Annotated in this window: 14 protein-coding genes and 1 pseudogene; 6 read left to right on the forward strand and 9 right to left on the reverse strand. The window is 67.9% G+C overall.

What is annotated here, in order from left to right; all coding sequences use genetic code 11:
- The first annotated feature begins 562 nt into the window (after positions 1-562).
- The 3 genes from AC1DKD_RS32190 (at position 563) to AC1DKD_RS32200 (ending at position 3,624) form a co-directional block, all read left to right on the forward strand.
- On the forward strand, positions 563-1,492 hold the full coding sequence (locus AC1DKD_RS32190; RefSeq protein WP_441636466.1) for a Bug family tripartite tricarboxylate transporter substrate binding protein: 930 nt from the start codon (positions 563-565) through the stop codon (positions 1,490-1,492).
- A 96-nt stretch (positions 1,493-1,588) separates the two neighbouring features.
- On the forward strand, positions 1,589-2,788 hold the full coding sequence (locus AC1DKD_RS32195; protein ID WP_035868222.1) for a CaiB/BaiF CoA transferase family protein: 1,200 nt from the start codon (positions 1,589-1,591) through the stop codon (positions 2,786-2,788).
- A complete protein-coding gene (locus tag AC1DKD_RS32200) occupies positions 2,785-3,624 on the forward strand; it encodes a citryl-CoA lyase (RefSeq protein WP_477144155.1) in 840 nt (279 codons plus the stop codon). Before AC1DKD_RS32195 ends, AC1DKD_RS32200 begins: the two co-directional genes overlap by 4 nt.
- Before the next feature lie 9 nt (positions 3,625-3,633).
- Here the strand turns inward: AC1DKD_RS32200 and AC1DKD_RS32205 are convergent, their stop codons facing one another.
- From AC1DKD_RS32205 to AC1DKD_RS32235, 7 genes and pseudogenes are all read right to left on the reverse strand, one after another.
- Complete coding sequence (locus AC1DKD_RS32205) at positions 3,634-4,863, reverse strand: GGDEF domain-containing protein (RefSeq protein WP_441636460.1); 1,230 nt, start codon at positions 4,861-4,863, stop codon at positions 3,634-3,636.
- 271 nt (positions 4,864-5,134) lie between these two features.
- A complete protein-coding gene (locus AC1DKD_RS32210) occupies positions 5,135-5,863 on the reverse strand; it encodes an IclR family transcriptional regulator (protein WP_441636462.1) in 729 nt (242 codons plus the stop codon).
- Between the two features lie 81 nt (positions 5,864-5,944).
- Positions 5,945-7,534 (reverse strand): annotated as a pseudogene (locus AC1DKD_RS32215) (FAD-binding oxidoreductase); the annotation flags it as partial.
- A 21-nt stretch (positions 7,535-7,555) separates the two neighbouring features.
- The gene (locus tag AC1DKD_RS32220) at positions 7,556-8,035 is read right to left on the reverse strand and encodes a hypothetical protein (RefSeq protein ID WP_441637574.1); all 480 of its coding nucleotides are present in this window, start codon (positions 8,033-8,035) and stop codon (positions 7,556-7,558) included.
- A 225-nt stretch (positions 8,036-8,260) separates the two neighbouring features.
- Complete coding sequence (locus tag AC1DKD_RS32225) at positions 8,261-9,043, reverse strand: anti-sigma factor family protein (RefSeq protein WP_441637572.1); 783 nt, start codon at positions 9,041-9,043, stop codon at positions 8,261-8,263.
- On the reverse strand, positions 9,040-9,579 hold the full coding sequence (locus AC1DKD_RS32230) for a sigma-70 family RNA polymerase sigma factor (protein ID WP_441637578.1): 540 nt from the start codon (positions 9,577-9,579) through the stop codon (positions 9,040-9,042). Before AC1DKD_RS32230 ends, AC1DKD_RS32225 begins: the two co-directional genes overlap by 4 nt.
- A 46-nt stretch (positions 9,580-9,625) precedes the next feature.
- Positions 9,626-9,781 carry a hypothetical protein gene (locus tag AC1DKD_RS32235; RefSeq protein ID WP_200876776.1) on the reverse strand — a complete coding sequence of 52 codons (156 nt, stop codon included), beginning with the start codon at positions 9,779-9,781 and terminating at the stop codon, positions 9,626-9,628.
- 753 nt (positions 9,782-10,534) lie between these two features.
- On the opposite strand from AC1DKD_RS32235, the gene AC1DKD_RS32240 reads away from it, so the two are divergent.
- From AC1DKD_RS32240 to AC1DKD_RS32250, 3 genes are read left to right on the forward strand one after another with little or no spacing between them, the layout of a single operon-like run.
- Positions 10,535-11,785, forward strand: a complete 1,251-nt coding sequence (locus AC1DKD_RS32240) for an efflux RND transporter periplasmic adaptor subunit (protein ID WP_441636815.1) — start codon at positions 10,535-10,537, stop codon at positions 11,783-11,785.
- Between the two features lie 15 nt (positions 11,786-11,800).
- The gene (locus AC1DKD_RS32245; RefSeq protein ID WP_477144156.1) at positions 11,801-15,001 is read left to right on the forward strand and encodes an efflux RND transporter permease subunit; all 3,201 of its coding nucleotides are present in this window, start codon (positions 11,801-11,803) and stop codon (positions 14,999-15,001) included.
- Position 15,002: 1 nt separating this feature from the next.
- Entirely contained in the window at positions 15,003-16,517 is a 1,515-nt protein-coding gene (locus AC1DKD_RS32250; RefSeq protein ID WP_477102182.1) for an efflux transporter outer membrane subunit, read from the forward strand.
- 18 nt (positions 16,518-16,535) lie between these two features.
- Here AC1DKD_RS32250 and AC1DKD_RS32255 read toward each other — a convergent pair whose 3' ends face one another.
- Positions 16,536-17,306, reverse strand: a complete 771-nt coding sequence (locus AC1DKD_RS32255; protein WP_441636809.1) for a class I SAM-dependent methyltransferase — start codon at positions 17,304-17,306, stop codon at positions 16,536-16,538.
- 208 nt (positions 17,307-17,514) lie between these two features.
- Positions 17,515-18,028, reverse strand: a 514-nt coding sequence (locus AC1DKD_RS32260; protein ID WP_477144157.1) for a hypothetical protein, incomplete at its 5' end; no start/stop codon positions are given.

Raw genomic sequence — 18,028 nt, forward strand, 5'->3', positions numbered from 1 at the left:
GCCGCCAGAGACAAAACCACGAAACCACCAAGGCGGGCAGCGTCGTGGCGCTCGGCACCGCGAACGGCAGATGGCCGAATGGGCACGGCACCCGCCATCGGGGGCCGCACCACGAAACCATTGGGTCATGCAGTGGCGATGTCCTTCAAGCCGGTGAGGCACGCCAGCCAACACTCAGGGCCGTACGACGAAACCACCGAGGCCCATAAGCCTTATTGCTCTGCCCCCGGCAGGGTCGGCTTTCTTCTCGTTAGTCTTCTTTGCCGAAGCAAAGAAGAGTGACCGGCGTCCCCCGCAGGGGGATGTCGTATTCCTTTGGGTCCAAAAACCAACACCGCTCCATAAAAAACCCCCAAGCCCCAAAACCACATAAAACCCCACCCTTGACAACCCTCCCCACCCCTCCTATCCTCTCGAATAAATTCCCTAAGTAAGACCACTGTTCTATCCTACAGAACACAAAAAATCACCCAACGGTGCAGAGCACCACCCCAAACAGGAGACAAAATTGACCCTCTTCCCCTCCCCCATCCGTGCCCTGCTCCTCCTCGCCATCCCCGCCATGCTCGCCACCGCCGCCACCCCCGCGGCAGCGGACAGCTACCCGAGCCAACCCGTGCGCCTGGTAGTACCCTTCCCCCCCGCCGGCGGCACCGACGTCATGGCCCGGCTGGTGTTCAACAAGGTAGGCATGTCCACCCACTGGAACGTGGTGGTGGAAAATCGCGCCGGAGCAGGCGGCAATATCGGCATGGACGCAGTAGCCAAGGCCCGTCCGGACGGCTACACGCTGGGCATGGGCCAGACCGCCAACCTGGCGATCAATCCCACCCTGTATCCCAAGATGCCCTACGACGCGATCAAGGATTTCACGCCAGTGGCGCTGGTTTCCGCGCAGCCGCTGGTGCTGATCGTGCGCAAGGATGCGCCATACAAGAACCTGGCTGATCTCGTTACCGCCGGCAAGGGCAAGCAGCTATCGATGGCCTCGGCCGGCACCGGCACCGTGGGCCACCTCACCGGCGAGATGTTTGCCCGCCGCACCGGCATCAAGATGTTGCATGTGCCGTACAAGGGCGCCTCCCCGGCACTGACCGACCTGCTGGGCGGCCAGACCGATTTCTACTTCGCCACGCCGCCCATCGCGCTGCCCATGATCAAGGCCGGCAAGCTGCGTGCCCTCGCGGTGACTTCGGCCAAGCGCATGCCGCTGCTGGCCGACGTGCCCACCGTGATCGAAGGCGGCTACGCCGGCTTCCAGGCGGAGGACTGGAAGGCGCTGGTAGCGCCGGCCGGCACGCCGGCGGACGTGGTCAAGCGCGTCAACGAGGAAATCAACAAGGCCATCACCCAGCCCGACACCATCGCCAAGATGCGCGAGGAAGGCAGCGAGCCGCGCGGCGGCAGCCCTGCCGACCTGGGCGCGTTCATGAAGGCGGAAAACACCCGTTGGGGCACCATCGTGCGCCAGTCCGGCGCCAAGGTAGAGTAAAGCCTCCCGGTCTTTACCGCCCCGACCGCTCCGCACCCCGGGGCCGGCTTCGCTGCCACGAAGCCGGCCCCGGCACTGATACCTGGAATCCGCGCCATGCAAAAACCGCTACGCCATATCCGCGTCCTCGATCTCACCAATGTGCTGGCCGGCCCTTTCTGCTGCCACCAGCTGGCCCATATGGGCGCTGAAGTCATCAAGGTGGAAACGCCGGGCACCGGCGACCTCGCCCGCCAGCTCGGTGCCGACGCCGAACTCAACCGCCGGCTGATGGGCGTGTCCTTCCTGGCGCAGAACCCCGGCAAGCGCTCCATTACCGTCAACCTCAAGCACGCGCGCGGCAAGGAAGTGTTCCGCAAGCTGGTGGAGAGCGCCGACGTGCTGGTGGAGAACTTCCGCCCCGGCGTGATGGACCGGCTGGGGCTGGGCTTCGACGCTCTCAAGCTGATCAATCCCAAGCTGATCTACTGCGCGATCTCCGGCTTCGGGCAGGACGGCCCGCTCTCGGACCTGCCGGCGTACGACCAGATCATCCAGGGCATGTCCGGCGTGATGAGCATCACCGGCGACCCGCAGACCGCGCCTTACCGCGTGGGATACCCGGTCTCGGACACCATCGGCGGCATCACCGCGGCCTTTGCCGTGGCCGCCGCGCTGGCCGACCACCAGCGTACCGAGGGCTATTTCATCGATGTGTCGATGCTCGAGGCCACCCTCGCCACCATGGGCTGGGTGGTCTCCAACTACCTGATCGCCGGCAAGACTCCGGCGCCGATGGGCAACGAGAACATGACGGCCAGCCCGTCGGGGGCCTTCCACACCGGCGAGGGCCTGATCAATATCGCCGCCAACAAGCAGGAACAGTTCGAAGCGGTATGCCGGGTGGTGGGTCGCCCGGAACTCGCCACCGACGCGCGCTTCGCGGAACGCCAGGCGCGGCTGGCCAACCGCGCCGAGCTGACGCGCGAGCTGGAAGCCGAGCTGGCGAAGAAGTCCGCCGACGCATGGTGGCAGTTGTTCAACGAGGCCGGCGTGCCGGCCGGCCCGGTCTACAGCGTGCCGCAAACGCTGGACCACCCGCAGGTCAGCGGGCGCGGCATGATCGGCGACTTTGCCGACGTGCCCGGCGTGGGCCGCGATATCCGGCTGGTGCGCACGGGCTTCAAGCTCAACGGCGAGGCGCCGTCGGTCGATACGCCGCCGCCGGAACTCGGCCAGCACACCCGCGAAATCCTCGCCCAGCTCGGCTATGGCGAGGCTGACATCGAAACCCTGCAACAGGAGCGTGCCGTATGAGCGAACCCATCAACGAAGGCCAGCGGCTGTCCCAGGACTGGTGGCGCACCGAAATCATCGACATGCAGCCCGGCGAGATCCGCTACCGCGGCTATCCCATCGAGCAACTGATCGGGCAGGTGTCGTTCGCGCAGATGATCTGGCTGATGCTGCGGGGCGATCTGCCGGGCCGCGGCCAGGGCGAATTGCTGGATGCCGCGCTGATGTCGGCGGTGGACCACGGCCCGCAGGCGCCCAGCATCGCGATCGCACGCATGGCTGCCACTTGCGGTGTGGGGCTGAACAACGCCATGGCGTCGGCCRTCAACGTGCTGGGCGACGTGCACGGCGGCGCCGGCGAGCAGGCGGTGGAGTTGTACCAGGATGTGGCGCGGCGCGTCGACGGCGGACAAACGCAAGAAGAAGCGGTCAAGGGTGCGCTGGCGGATTACCGCGACAACCACGGCAAGTTCGTGTCCGGCTTCGGCCACCGCTTCCATCCGCTGGACCCGCGCGCTCCACGCCTGCTGGCACTGGTGGACAAGGCCGCGGCCGAAGGCGTGGTTTCGGGCCGCTTCGCCGGCATCGCGCGCGCGGTGGAGGCCGAACTGGGCGCCGGCCGCAGCAAGCCCATCCCCATGAATATCGACGGCGCCACGGCCGTGATCTATGCCGAACTGGGTTTCCCTGCCCCCCTGGCGCGTGGGCTGTTCTGCCTGTCGCGCTCCGTCGGCATCCTGGCCCACGCATGGGAGCAAACCCAGCAAGGCGGCCGCAACAAGGGCCCCATCCCGCGCCAGTACATCTGGACCTATGACGGCCATCCGCCGCGGGACGTGCCGCCCGCGCAGGACTGAGCGGTAGAACTACCGGATCGGCGCGTGGACGGAATCGCCCACGTCGCCAGGTACCGGCCGCGTGGCCGGCGCCATCCAGGACGCCAGCGCATAGCGGTCACGGCCGAACTCCTTGGCCGCGTAGAGGGCACGGTCGGCCGCCGCGAACAGCGCGCGCCACAGCCCGTCCACCCCCGCCGCCCCGCCCCGCAGCTCGGCCACGCCGATGCTTACGCTGGCGAAGGCCGTCCCGTCGCCGGGCAGCGGGATGGCACGCACTTTCTTCAGGATGCGGTTGGCCAGCGTCGTGGCCTGGCCTTCATCGGTATGCGGGCAGAGGATGCAGAACTCCTCGCCGCCGTAGCGGCCGGCCACATCGGAGGCGCGCCGCGAATTGTCGATGGCCTCCGCAATCAGCTTGAGCACGCTGTCGCCGGCATGGTGGCCGTTACGGTCGTTGACCTGCTTGAAATGATCGACGTCGATCACCAGGCACGACAAGGGCTGGCCGTGGCGCTCCCATGCCGCTACCAGGCTGGTAGCCGCCTTGTCGAGCGCGCCGCGGTTGAGCAGGCGCGTCAGCGCGTCCAGCCGGGCGCCGTCTTCCTTGGCGGCGATAACCTGCTCCATCGCCATCAGCGTGAAGCCGAACAACCCCAGCAAGGTAGCCACAAGCGGCGTCAGCAGCAGGAATGCGTCCGCACTGCTGGCGTAGAACGGGCCCGAGGCCACCATGCCGTTCACACCGGCGGCGAAGCCGGCCAGTTGCGTCGTCAGGTGCATCAGGCTGGCGACCACCACCAGCGGCGTGCCGATGCTGCGCCGGCCCCCGTGGGCGCACAGCAGCGTGCCGGCGGTCAGCGCAGCCACCAGGGCCAGGCAGCCATAGCCGATCACGTGCATGCGCGCCTGGCTGTTGGCCATGCCGGCGACCCCGAGCAGCGCCAGTCCGGCCACCGACACGCCCACTGCCAGCGAGCGGTCCCACGAGACCAGGCCGCAGTAGATCCGCACGCCGCGGTAAATCAGCAGCCTGCCGGCGATAAACGTCGCCGCGCCCGCGGCGCCGACATAAACCAGGCGCGCCGACGCATTGGCGGCCAGCACCAGTCCGGCCGCCGACACCAGCAGGTGCCCCCATGCCCACAGGCGCCCGGCGGCACTGGGACGCAAGGCCGCCAGGAGGCCCGCCGAAATGGCCAGCGCGCTGGCGTACACAACCACCATGACGACGACGATCGTTTGCTGGTCTAACTGCACGGGATTCCTTTGAAGATACCGTGTTGCCGGTGACGTTGACGGGAAGGTGCGGGGGCGGGGGCGGCCTGGATACCGGGTCAATTTCGCAAAGGCGCATGATAACGTCACGGGGCCCCACCGGGCACCCCCGACAAGCCGGGCATGGTTGTCCCTGACAAACATCGTTGGTTTCGTGTCAGGTTCGGACGGAGGAAGCGACGCAGCGCTAACAGCGAGCCGGCGTGCGACCGGCGACCGTGGCAAGCGCCAGCGAGGCCTGGATCCCCGGGTATCAGACAGGAAACGGGAAGGTGCCCCCCAGCGCCACAGTCAGGTCACGCGCCGCAAGCAGCACATGCGGGCGAAACGCCTCGTCAAAGCGCGGCGTGGGGCAGGTCAACGTCAGCGCGCCCTTCAGCTGGCCGTCCGGACCGAACACGGGCGATGACACGCCGGCAATGTCCGGGATCCGGTCGCCAACCAGCGCGGCAACGCCCTCTTCCCGGATCTTCTGGTAGATCTCTCCGCGCGCGCCGCTGAATGCGCGCAGCACGCGGCCGCCGGCGCCGCGGTTGCGCGGCAGCAGTTCGCCCGCCTTGGCGTGGTCGCGCACCGGCTGCGGCGAATCGACACGGTACAGGCACAGGCGATGCTCGCCCTGCTCGACGTGAAAGGCGGCGCTCTCGCGCGTGGCCTGCACCAGCTGGCGCAGCACGGGCATCACCACCATCTCCAGCGAGAAGGAGGCGGAATACACCGAGTGCAGGCGAGCCACTTCGGGACCTAGCCCATAGCGGCCATCGGTATGACGCAGGATCAGCCTGGCATGTTCGAGCGACGCCAGCAAGCGCAGCAGCGTGCTTTTGTAGAGGCCCGTACGCTGTGCCAGTTCGACCAGGCTCAGTGTGGTGTCGCCAAGATGGAACGCGGAGAGCACATAGAGGGCCCGGTCCACGGCTACGGCGCCGCCTTCCGCGGCATGCTTGTCGGCTTCGGATAGCTGGGCAGCTTTACGTGGCATGTATGTAGAAACAGGAAACAGGAAACAGGACTGGAAAGCTTGAATGGCGCAGGCGAAGGAATTGTCCCCGCCACCCTGCGCGCGGGGACGCCGCCCGCGTGGCCAGATGCCCTGCTTCCCCGGCGCCAGCATGCCCGCCGGGTCGAGCGCATCCTTGACCCGCTCGACCAGCCGCAGCATGGCATGCCCGTTGAAATCCYGCTGTGCCGCCACGCGGTCCATCAGGTCCGGATGGGCGCGGTACAGGCCGTAGCCTGYGGCGCCCAGTTCGCCCGCCAGCCGGTGCGCAAGCGCGCGCGCCTGGCTGCGCTGCTGCGGGTCGGCACGATCGAAGATGGCGGCGAAGATGTGATGCAGGCACCGTGGCGCCGCGGTGAAGCCACCGTAGTAGTCGAAGCCGTGCGCCGCCGCGCGATCGCGCACCAGCAGGTATTGCCGCATGGCATCGGCACCGGTGGCCGGGCACAGTGGCGAGATATCGAGGTGCGCGCCGTCGCCGCCGCACCACGCCAGCATGCGCATGGCCGACAAGCTGGGCACGCCAAGCAGGCCCAGCGCGCCTGCGCTGTCCGGCGGCGCGCTGGCCACGCCGGCGGCGTCGTACGGCCAGGCCCGCAGGCGCGCGCCGGGGATCGCGCCGAATGCCTTGCGCGCGATGCGCCAGCGCGCCTGCACCAGCGCGGCCGGTCCGTACAGGCCGAAACGCAGGTTCCACCAGCCGATGTCCAGCTTGCGGATCATGGCTTGCAGCGCCGTTGCCGGCATGGGGCCGGCACCGTCATACCAGTCGCTGCGCGCCGACACGCCGGCGGCCCAGCGCACGGCGCTTTCGATCACGGCCGGCCCGTGCACGACCTCGGCCAGCCGCAGCGGGCGCAGCGTGTCGACTACCGTCTCTAGGTCGGATTCGCGGGCAAAGCTGGCCTGGCACAGCAAGACCGTCTCCGGCGCGGGCATCAGCCAGATGCCCATCTTGGTGACGATGCCGAGATTGGATTGCATGAACAGGCCATCGATGCCAGGGCCATAGCCGTCCCGGTGCAATTGCCAGGCCGTGCCGCCGGACAGCGCGCCCATGCCGGTGCGCACGATCTCCCCGCTGGCCAGTACCACCTCCATGCCGCACTGCATGGCGGCGTGATCGCCATAGGGCGTGACGCCAAACCCGCGCTCCAGCGTATTGCCGATCACGCTGCCCCAGCCGACCGCCGGCGGATCGATCCACAGCGCAATGCCTTCGCGGCGCAAATGCGCGTGGAGATCGAAATAGCTGACGCCCGGCTCCACCAGCGCATAGGCCAGCGCCGGGTTCACTTCGAGAATGCGGTTCATGCGCCGCAGGTCGAGCACCAGCGTGCCGCGCTGCCGCGGCGCGGCGCCGCCGTAGCCCAGGTTGCGGCCAATGGAAACCGGCCAGAGCGCAAGGCCCGCGGCGCTTGCCACGCGCAGCGCGTCCTGCACTTGGGCAATGCTGGCCGGCAGCAACACCGCGGAGGGGGCGAAGGCCCCCGGATCTTCATCGGGCAGTGGCGAGTAGGGATCGAGATAGGCGGCGAGGTCGGAGGGCGCTGACAATACCGCGCCCTCCCCGAGCACCGAGGCGAAATCATCCAGGGCCCGCGCAAACCGCGCCGTGGAACAGTCCGGCGGAAGCACCTGTTTCGCATTCACGTCCGGCGCCGGCCTCCCTCCTCAATGGTGGTGGCCACCGCCACCGCCGCCCCCATGGAATCCACCCTGGAATCCACCCTGGAATCCACCGCGGAACCCGCCCCGGAACCCACCGCGCATGCCGCCATGGAAGCCGCCCCCCGCGTGCGCGAAGGACATGTGGTGCATATGGTGAAAGTGATGAAAACGGTCAACGAAGATAAAGCTCGCCCCAAAGCCGACACCGACCGGCGCCCAGTACCACGGATCGACGTAGTAAGCCGGCTGCGTATAGATCATGGTGCCGCCGGAGCTTTCCACCATCTGCCACGAACCGTCCGGCTGCAGGCAGGCCAGCCCGACCACTTGCTGCAGGTAGCCATCGATCTCCACCTGTCCCGCCATCTGCTGGCAGGGCGACGAATAGCCGTTCCATGCGTCAGCGGCCATCTGCGCTGCGGCCGGCACGCTCAAGCCGAGGCCGGCAAGCAACGCCGCCACGGCACCCAGAGCTTTTCCCATGATGTCATCCCAGGGAACGAACGCCCGACGTTTGCGACGTACCAGGGCAACGCGCAAGGCACATCCCGCGGCACATCGGTTTGCCTGCAGGACCCGCTGGCGCGGCTGGCGCACGCGCCTGCGCGCCTGCATTACGTAAACGGATTGGCGCCCCCGCTTATTCCCCCCGTTTATTCCCCCGTTCATGCCACGCTGCCTGACGTCGTCAAAACGCGCCGCGGACCGCTATCGCCACGCCTCCGGATGCCCTCCCAGGCTGGCGCAGACATCGCCGGCGATGGCGCGCAGGCGAGCTTCGCCCAGTTGGCCTGACAGCGCATAGCCGGCCCCGCCCCCGACCCAGTAATAGGTGCGGCGGTCCGCCTGGCGCAGCAGGCCGAGCGAGGCCGAAGCCGGCGCCGCCGGCGTGATGTACAGCGTGAGCCGCTCGCCGGCCGCGTTCTGGTACATCAGTTGCGCAGCCGGGCCGGCGTCGCCCACAAGCAGCCGGCCACCCAGCAGCGCGAATCCGTATTCGTCCAGCGACGGGATGGTCAGCGTGCGCGCGAGCCGGCGCGACAGCCAGGCCTGCAAGTGTGGCTGGTCGGCAGCCGCCACCTCGACCGGATGGCGCTGTTCGGGCGCGAACACCGCGTAGGCGGCATCGGCGTGGCGCGCGAACTCGCGGGGATCGGCGCTCGCACCGGGAAGCCAGGCCACGCCGAGGGCAAGCGCCATTCCGGCCAGCGCCCAGCCCAGCGCGGCAAGGGCACGGCGCCACCAGCGCGGCCGCGCCCTGACCAGCACATAACGCAGGTTGGCTGGCAGCGGAAACAAGGCCTTGAGCGCGGCATTCTGCTGGCGATAGCGCTCCGCCAGCATTGCCGCCTGCGCGTCATGCGCCAGCGCCGCGCGGGCGGCCGCCGCTTCGGACTCCGGCAGTTCGCCGTCCACCAGCGCGCACAAGCGCGCTATCGCCTCGATATCCGGTGCGGGTTGGCTGGAGCCAGTTTCCCGATCGTCGTTCATGGCGTATTTCTCACCACCTTGAGCGGCACGTGCCGCTCGCTGTTTCCACCTGCGCCACCGGTGCCATCGCCAAGCCACGCGCGCAAGTGCTCCCGCGCCCGCGCCAGGCGCGACATCACGGTGCCAGGCGGCACCTGCAATACCGCGGCGGCCTCCTGGTAGCTCAAGCCCTCCAGCACGATCAGCAGCAGCACTTCACGCTGCTCTGCCGGCAGCCGGTACAGCGCGCGTTGCACATCGCGCAGCAAGAGCCCGTCGATTTCGCCTGCCGGGGCCTCCTGCCGCTGCCACAGCGGGTCGGCGTCGTCCACGGCCACTTCGCGGCGGCGGCGCAACTGATCGATATAGAGATTACGCAGCACGGTCAGCATCCAGGCCCTGACGTTGCTGCCCGCGCGCAGGCGGCTGCCCTGGGCGATCGCGCGCTCCGCGGTGTCCTGCACCAGGTCGTCCGCCCACGCGGCGTCGCCGGTAAGGGCGCGCGCATAGCGCCGCAGTTGCGGAAGCCAGACCGCTATGTCATCGCCAAAGCTCACAGCTGACAAGACATGGGGCACGCATCCCGATGCATCCGCGCGGATCTCAGTACCCGCCGCCGCCCATGCCGCCGGTGCCGCTCGTGCTACGGCTGCCGTCGCGCGAGGCCGATGACTGGCCGGACCCGCCGCCATCCGACGAGCAGGCCGCCACCGCCATCAACGCCAGCAGCAATGCTGAAACCAGTCGGAGCGCTTTCATGTTGGTCTCCTTGGTGGCAGGCCACGCGGCGGCGGCATCGGCCGATGCCGCATGCGCCACGGCCGGCTGCGCGCATGCCGCCGCCGGTCCTGCCCAACGGGTAAACGCATGGCGCCCCGGTTTTATTCCATCGCAGGGGGTGCGTCGCTGTCCGCCGCCGCAATCGCGGCGTATCGCCGACTTCCGCGCCAGGCTCGTGCGGCCCGCGATACTTCACGACGTTCCTTGCATTGTCATGCAAGTGATCTAGAGTGATGTGATGCGCCATTTCGCCCCGCCGTTTCGCCCCACTCTGCCCTGCTGTGACGGTAAATGAATAGTCACAGCGCTTCACGGCATGACGGCATGACGTCACGATGAAGTGATCGAGCAATGGCTGGATTGAGTGCACTGACACAGGCTCGCATTCAGTTTGCGGAAATCACCTTCCTCCACCTCGTTCGTCCTGCCATTTCCCATGGCCAGGTCAGGCATCAACGCTCTCACGGCCTTTCCCGCGCGCCGTGCGAGGCTTCCGGCCATCGCCGCCGCCCTGATCGCGGCCACGACCGATAGCCGAACCTTCAACGATGGCCTTGCGCGGCGCAAAGCCGGAATGGCTGCCGCCTTGCTTCCCCGGCGCCGGCCGGCGCCCCGCCGCGCCGCATCCGTCACCGGGCCGTCAAGCCGCCCCGCCGGCCCGGTCCGGCGCGCATCCGGCGCATGCGTGTTTTCGTGTCTCCAGTCCCCTACCACCGATTCCGAGGTTCTTTCATGCGCATCGAGCGGGTTCCATTTCGCCATATCAGTGCCGCGACGATTGCCGTAGTGCTTGCCGCGTGCGGACAGAAACCTGCTGCGCCGCCGCCCCCGCCGCTGGAAGTCGGCGTCGTCACCGTCAAGCCGGCCACCGTGCCTGTCACGACCGAACTACCCGGCCGCACCAGCGCGTTCCTGGTGGCGCAGGTGCGCGCGCGGGTCGATGGCATCGTGCAGCGCCGGGAATTCACCGAGGGCTCCGACGTCAAGACCGGACAGCGTCTCTACAAGATCGACCCGACGCCCTACATTGCCGCGCTCAACAATGCCAAGGCGGCGCTGGCGAAGGCGCAGGCCAACGTCGGCACGCAGCAAGCGCTGGTCCAGCGCTACAAGATACTGGTCGGGGCAAACGCCGTGAGCAAGCAGGACTACGACAACGCCGTTGCCGCCCTGGGCCAGGCGGTGGCCGACGTGGCAGCTGGCAAGGCTGGCGTGGAAACGGCGCAGATCAACCTGGGCTACACCGATGTCGTCTCGCCGATCACCGGGCGCAGCGGCGTGTCGCAGGTCACGCCGGGCGCCTACGTGCAGGCCAGCCAGGCCACCCTGCTGACCACCGTGCAGCAAATGGACCCCATCTACGTCAACCTGACGCAATCGAGCGTGGAAGGCCTGCGGCTGCGCCGCCAGATCCTGGAAGGCCGGTTGCAGACCAGCGGCGCCAACGCCGCCAAGGTCACGCTGCTGCTCGAAGACGGCCGCACTTACCCGCAGACCGGCCAGATCCAGTTCACCGACGTGAGCGTCGACCAGGGCACGGGCTCCGTCACGGTGCGCGCGATCTTCCCCAACCAGGACCGGGTGCTGCTGCCGGGCATGTTCGTGCGCGCGCGCATCGACGAGGGCATGAACGACAAGGCCATCGTCGTGCCCCAGATCGGCGTCACGCATGACCAGAAGGGGCAGCCGGTGGTGCTCGTGGTCGGCCAGGACAACAAGGTAGCCCAGCGCCAGATCGCCACTTCGGGCACCTTCGGCAATGGCTGGGTGGTGGACAGCGGCCTGCTACCGGGCGATCGCGTGATCGTGAACGGCGTGGAAAAGGCAAAACCCGGCATGACGGTAAAGCCGGTCGAGGCCCAGGTGCCGGCGCAGCCGGCCTCCGGCGCGCAGGCAACGCCCCCCGCGAGCGCGCCTGCGGCATCGGCGACAGCGGCGCCATCGTCGGCGCCATCCCCGTCATCCACCCCGGCCGCGCAATAAAAGGGAGCCGCCTTCATGGCAAAGTTCTTTATCGACCGGCCAATCTTTGCGTGGGTGATCGCCATCATCCTGATGCTGGCCGGCCTGGCCTCCACCGCCACGTTGCCGGTTGCCCAGTACCCGACGATTGCCCCGCCCGCCGTCCAGATCAGCGCCACCTATCCCGGCGCTTCCGCAAAAACCGTCGAAGATACCGTCACGCAGGTAATCGAGCAGCAGATGAGCGGTCTCGATCACCTGCTCTACCTGTCCTCCACCAGCGACGACTCCGGCACGGCCACCATCACGCTGACCTTCGCGGCCGGCACCAATCCGGACATTGCGCAGGTCCAGGTACAGAACAAGCTGCAACTCGCGACGCCGCTCTTGCCGCAGGCCGTGCAGCAACTGGGCACCAAGGTCACGAAATCGAGCAGCAGCTTCCTGCTGATCCTCGCCTTTGTGTCGAAGGATGGCAGCATGGGCCGCTACGACCTCGCCAACTACGTGGCATCGAAGGTGCTGGACCCGGTCAGCCGGATCGACGGCGTCGGTACGGTGACGCTGTTCGGCACGCAGTACGCGATGCGCATCTGGCTGGACGCGACCAAGCTGAACAACTACAGCCTGACGCCGATCGACGTCAAGAACGCGGTCGCGGCGCAGAACGTGCAGGTGGCCGGCGGCAGCCTGGGCGGCACGCCGTCGGTGCCGGGACAAATGCTGCAGGCCACCATCACGGAAGCCACGCTGCTGCAAACCCCTGCGCAGTTCGGCAATATCCTGCTGAAAGTGAATACCGACGGCTCGCAGGTGCGCCTGAAGGATGTGGCGCGGATCGATCTTGGCGGCGAGAACTACAACTTCGACACCAAGTACAACGGCCAGCCGACCGCGGCCTTCGGCATCCAGCTCGCCACCGGTGCCAACGCGCTCAGCACAGCAAAGGCGGTACGCGCCAAGATGACCGAGCTGCTGCGGTACGCGCCGCAGGGCGTGGTGGTGGAGTATCCGTACGACATCACGCCGTTCATCACGCTGTCGATCGAGGAAGTGATCAAGACCCTGATCGAAGGCATCGTGCTGGTGTTCCTGGTCATGTACCTGTTCCTGCAGAACCTGCGCGCCACGCTGATCCCGACGATCGCGGTGCCGGTGGTGCTGCTGGGGACGTTCGCGGTGATGTCGGTGGTGGGGTTTTCGATCAACACGCTGTCGATGTTCGGCATGGTACTGGCCATCGGCCTGCTGGTGGACGATGCGATCGTGGTGGTGGAGAACGTCGAGCGGGTCATGGCCGAGGAAGGCCTGTCGCCGCGCGACGCGACGCGCAAGGCCATGGAGCAGATCACCGGCGCGCTGGTCGGCGTGGCCCTGGTGCTGTCGGCGGTGTTCGTGCCGGTGGCGTTCTCCGGCGGCTMGGTGGGCGCGATCTACCGGCAGTTCTCGCTGACCATCGTCGCCGCCATGGTGCTGTCCGTGATGGTCGCGCTGATCCTGACGCCGGCGTTGTGCGCGACCATGCTCGAGCCGATCCCGAAGGGCCATCACGACGAAAAGACCGGCTTCTTCGGCTGGTTCAACCGTACGTTCGCGAAGAGCCAGCAGAAATACCGTGGCGGCGTGGTGCACGTGATCCGGCGCTCCGGCCGCTGGCTGATCATCTACCTGGTGGTGATCCTGATCGTGGGCTTCCTGTTCGTGCGGCTGCCCAAGGCGTTCCTGCCGGAAGAAGACCAGGGCACGATGTTCGTGCTGGTGCAGGCGCCCGTGGGCTCCACGCAGGAGCGCACCGCCAAGGTGCTGCTGGATGTGCAGCAGTACCTGCTGAATAGCGAGAAAGACGCGGTCGAGGCGGTGCTGACGGTGAACGGCTTCAGCTTTGCCGGCCGGGGGCAGAACTCCGGCCTGGTGTTCGTGCGGCTGAAGGACTTCAAGCAGCGCGAGTCCGCGGACCTTAAAGCCCCTGCCCTGGTCAAGCGGATCTTCGGACATTTCGCCGGGTACAAGGACGCCAACGTGTTCCCGTTGAATCCGCCGTCGATCCCGGAACTCGGCACGGCCGCGGGTTTCGACTTCGAGTTGCAGGATCGCGCCGGCCTGGGCCACGAGAAACTGATGCAGGCGCGCAATATGCTGCTCGGCATGGCGGCGCAGGATCCGATGCTCGCGCAGGTCCGCCCGAACGGCCTGAACGACACACCGCAGTTCAAGGTCAACATCGACCGCGAAAAAGCCAATGCGCTCGGTGTCAGCGCCGCGGACATCGACCAGACTTTCTCCGCGGCATGGGCTTCCCTGTACATCAACAACTTCCTCGACACCGACAACCGGATCAAGAAGGTCTACGTGCAGGGAGAGCCGAGATTCCGCATGAATCCCGAGGACCTGAACGCCTGGTACGTGCGCAACGCGTCCGGCGGCATGGTGCCGTTCGCGGCATTCGGTTCGGGGGCCTGGATCTATGGATCTCCCAAGCTGGAACGCTTCAACGGCATTCCGGCGACCGAGATCCAGGGCGCGGCCGCTTCCGGCAAATCCACCGGCCAGGCGATGAACGCCATGGAAGCCATCGCCGCCAAACTGCCGCCCGGCATCGGCTACGAATGGACGGGCCTGTCGTACCAGGAGCGCCAGTCCGGCTCGCAGGCGCCGATCCTCTATGGCATTTCGATCCTGTTCGTGTTCCTGTGCCTGGCCGCGCTGTATGAAAGCTGGTCGATTCCGTTCTCTGTGATCATGGTCGTGCCGCTCGGCGTCCTGGGCGCGCTGCTGGCAGCCACCCTGCGCGGGCTGGAGAACGACGTGTTCTTCCAGGTCGGCCTGCTGACCACGGTGGGCCTGTCGGCCAAGAACGCCATCCTGATCGTGGAATTCGCCCGCGACCTGCGCGACCAGGGCATGAGCACCATCAATGCGGCGGTGGAGGCCTCCCGCCTGCGCCTGCGCCCGATCCTGATGACATCGCTCGCCTTCATCCTTGGCGTGATGCCGCTTGCGCTCAGCAACGGCGCGGGCTCGGGCAGCCAGCATGCGATCGGTACCGGCGTGATCGGCGGGATGCTGACGGCGACCTTCCTGGCCATCTTCATGATCCCGATGTTCTTCGTCGTGATCGGCAAGTTCAGCAAGACCAAGGCAGCGCCGGGGACGCCTCCCCCGCCATCGCCGCCTTCCGGCCAGCCTGACCAGCCGGACAGCAACGGCGACGCCGGCATGCACAGGGAAGGACACTGAGATGCCCAGACTCGCATCGATCACGACCGCCGTGGCCATCCTTGCCGCCGGCTGCACGCTCCAGCCACGCTACGAGCGCCCGGCCGCCCCTGTTGCGCCGGCCTTCCCCGCCGGCGGCGCCTACGGCCAGCAGCCCGCCGCGAGCGGCGCGGAGAGTACCACGGCGGCCGCGCCGGCGACCGATATCGGCTGGCGGGATTTCTTTGCCGATCCGCGTCTTCAGCGCCTGCTCGAGCTGGCGCTGAAGAACAACCGCGACCTGCGCGTGTCGGTACTGAACATAGAAGCGGCGCGGGCGCAGTACCAGATCACGCGCGCGGCGTTGTTTCCCTCGGTCAACGCGGCGGCCTCGGGAACCCGGGCGCGCACGCCGGCGAACCTGACGGTCGCGGGCCGGACCATTGCGGCCGAATATTCGGTCGGCCTCAACGCGTCATGGGAAATCGACTTCTTCGGCCGTATCCGCAGCCTGTCGGACCAGGCGCTCGCGCAGTACCTGTCGCTGGCGGAAAGCCGCAAGGCGGCAGAGCTTGCCCTGTTGTCTTCGGTGGCGAACCAGTATCTCGCCATGCTCGCCTTCGACGATGCGCTCGCCGTCACGCGCGCCACGCTGGTGACGGCCGAGGAGTCGTTGCGCATCACCAGCCTGAAGTTCGATGTCGGGACCGGCTCGGAGCTTGACCTGCGGCAGTCCGAAGGCGTCGTCGAGCAGGCGCGCGCCAACCTGGAAACGGAAGCCCGGCTGCGCGCGCAGGCGGAGAACGGGCTGGTGCTGCTGGTGGGAGAGCCATTGCCGGAGGACCTGCCGCCGGGCCTGCCGCTCAACAGCCAGGCCCTGCTCGCCGATATCCCGGCGGGCCTGCCGTCCGACCTGCTGACGCGGCGCCCCGACATTGCCGCCGCGGAGCAATTACTGCTGGCCGCCAACGCGAACATCGGCGCGGCGCGCGCGGCTTTTTTCCCCCGCGTGACGCTCACGGGCAATGCGGGCACGCTCTCGCCAACGCTCGGCGGCCTGTTCAAGCCCGGTTCCGGCGCGTGGTCATTCGCGCCGCAGATTACCCTGCCGATCTTCCAGGGCGGCCAGAACGTGGCGGCCCTGGACCTGGCGCAGGTACAGAAACGCATCGAGATCGCCAGCTACGAGAAAGCCATCCAGACCGCCTTTCGCGAGGTGTCCGATGGCCTGGCCGCGCGCGGCACCTTCGACAACCAGATCAAGTCACTGGAACGCTTCACCGGCTCGCAGGAGCGCCGGCTGGTGCTGTCGGACCTGCGCTATCGCAACGGGGTGGACAGCTACCTGAGCGTGCTGACCGCGCAAAACGACCTCTACAGCGCGCAGTTGCTGCTGATCAACGCGCGGCTGCAACGGTTGACGAACCTGGTCGATCTCTACCAGTTCCTCGGCGGCGGCTGGATCGAACGAGCGGGTGACACGCCGCGCCCGGCCGACGCGCCGGCCGACTACGGCATGACCGCACCGGCTCCGGCGCCAGGCACGGCTTCCCCGTAGCCCCCCCGCCCGCGCCTGCTACCCCAGCCGCTGGCAGCTATACGCCTCGGTCCGGTAGGGAAACGCCACGCTCGGCTTGCCGGCCAGCGCCGGGCTGCCGTCGATCACGGCCTGCAGCCGTGCGCGCACCGCATCCTGCTGCGCCGGCGGCAGCGAGGCAATGAAACTGACCGACATCACGCGGTCCACGACCACCTGCTGCGCGGGACCGACATGCTCGTAGGGGAAGGCGGACAGGGCTAGTTCGCCGAAGCCTGCCGCCGGAAACACCGCCTTCCAGTCGCCTTTGTAGAAGCGCGGCGCATCGCCCTCGAACGGCGTCATGATGGCGGTGAGCCGCGCCACCCAGTCGACCGATTCGTCGCGTACGTTCCAGACCAGGCCGAGCTTGCCGCCCGGGCGCAGCACGCGGCCGATCTCGGCCATGGCGGCGCTGTTGGCGAACCAGTGGAAGGCTTGCGCGCAGACCACCGCGTCGACGCTGGCGCCGGGCAGCGGGATGGCCTCGGCGGTGCCCTCGAGCGCCTGCACCGAGGGCACCGCGGCGCTGAGCCGCGCACGCATGGCCGCAACCGGCTCGACCGCGATCACGGTGGCGCCGGTAGCCAGCAGCAGGCGGCTGAACTTGCCAGTGCCCGCGCCCAGGTCCAGCACGGTCTTGCCGGCCCGCAGGCCAAGCTCCTGTTCCAGCCAGGCGCCAAGCGCCGGCGGATAGTCGGGGCGGCCACGGGCGTAGGTATCGGCCTGGCTGGAAAAACCCTGGGCGGCGGCGTGATGGATGTCGGTCATGGGTGCGCGATTCTCTGAGTGCGTGGGACGGGCACGCCGGAGCCGGCAAGCGTGCAGGCGCGGCTCGGGAAGTGGCGGCAGCGGGCGGCGCGCGGTCAGGACCGTGGGAGTCTTGCCGTCGCGGCGGCGGCAAGCCGACAAGCTACGCCTTCCGCGCCGCCCCCGCAAGCACCGGTAAGCCCCGGCGGCGCGCCCCGGCCTGGGAGGCTCAGAAAGAGGGAACCGGGTTCTGGCCCTGGCTCACCAGGTACCTGCCGTCCTGGAAACGATAGCGCACCACTGCGTCCAGCGAGCGGCGCCGGGGCTTGGCCGCGCCGCCGGGCACCTTGACCTCCTCGCCCTGGAACGTCAGCGTGAGCTCCCCCGGCGCATCCGTGCCGAGCGCGAAGGCCGGCTTGCCCTCCACCTGGTAGCAGACCTGCTCGCCATCGTCCTGGCTGTCCGTGCCGCGTTCGGCGGGCGCGAGCGGCTTGCCGGCGAGCGCGTCCGCGCACGGTTCCAGCGCACCGCTGTTTTCCGCGCTCATTGCCACGCTGCCCAGCAAGGTCGATATCTGCCCCGGCGCCAGGCGATAGACGGAGGCCCAGCTGCCGCAATAGCCCTGCCAGCAACTGCCCCAGGTCTGGGTCAGCGCGAAATCCGTGGCTGAGATCTTCGTGACGGATGACTGTCCCAGCGAGCCTTCCACGCCGGTGTAGTCATAGCCGTCGACGCGCCGGTCC

The sequence above is a fragment of the Cupriavidus sp. 05T313 genome (assembly GCF_056396665.1).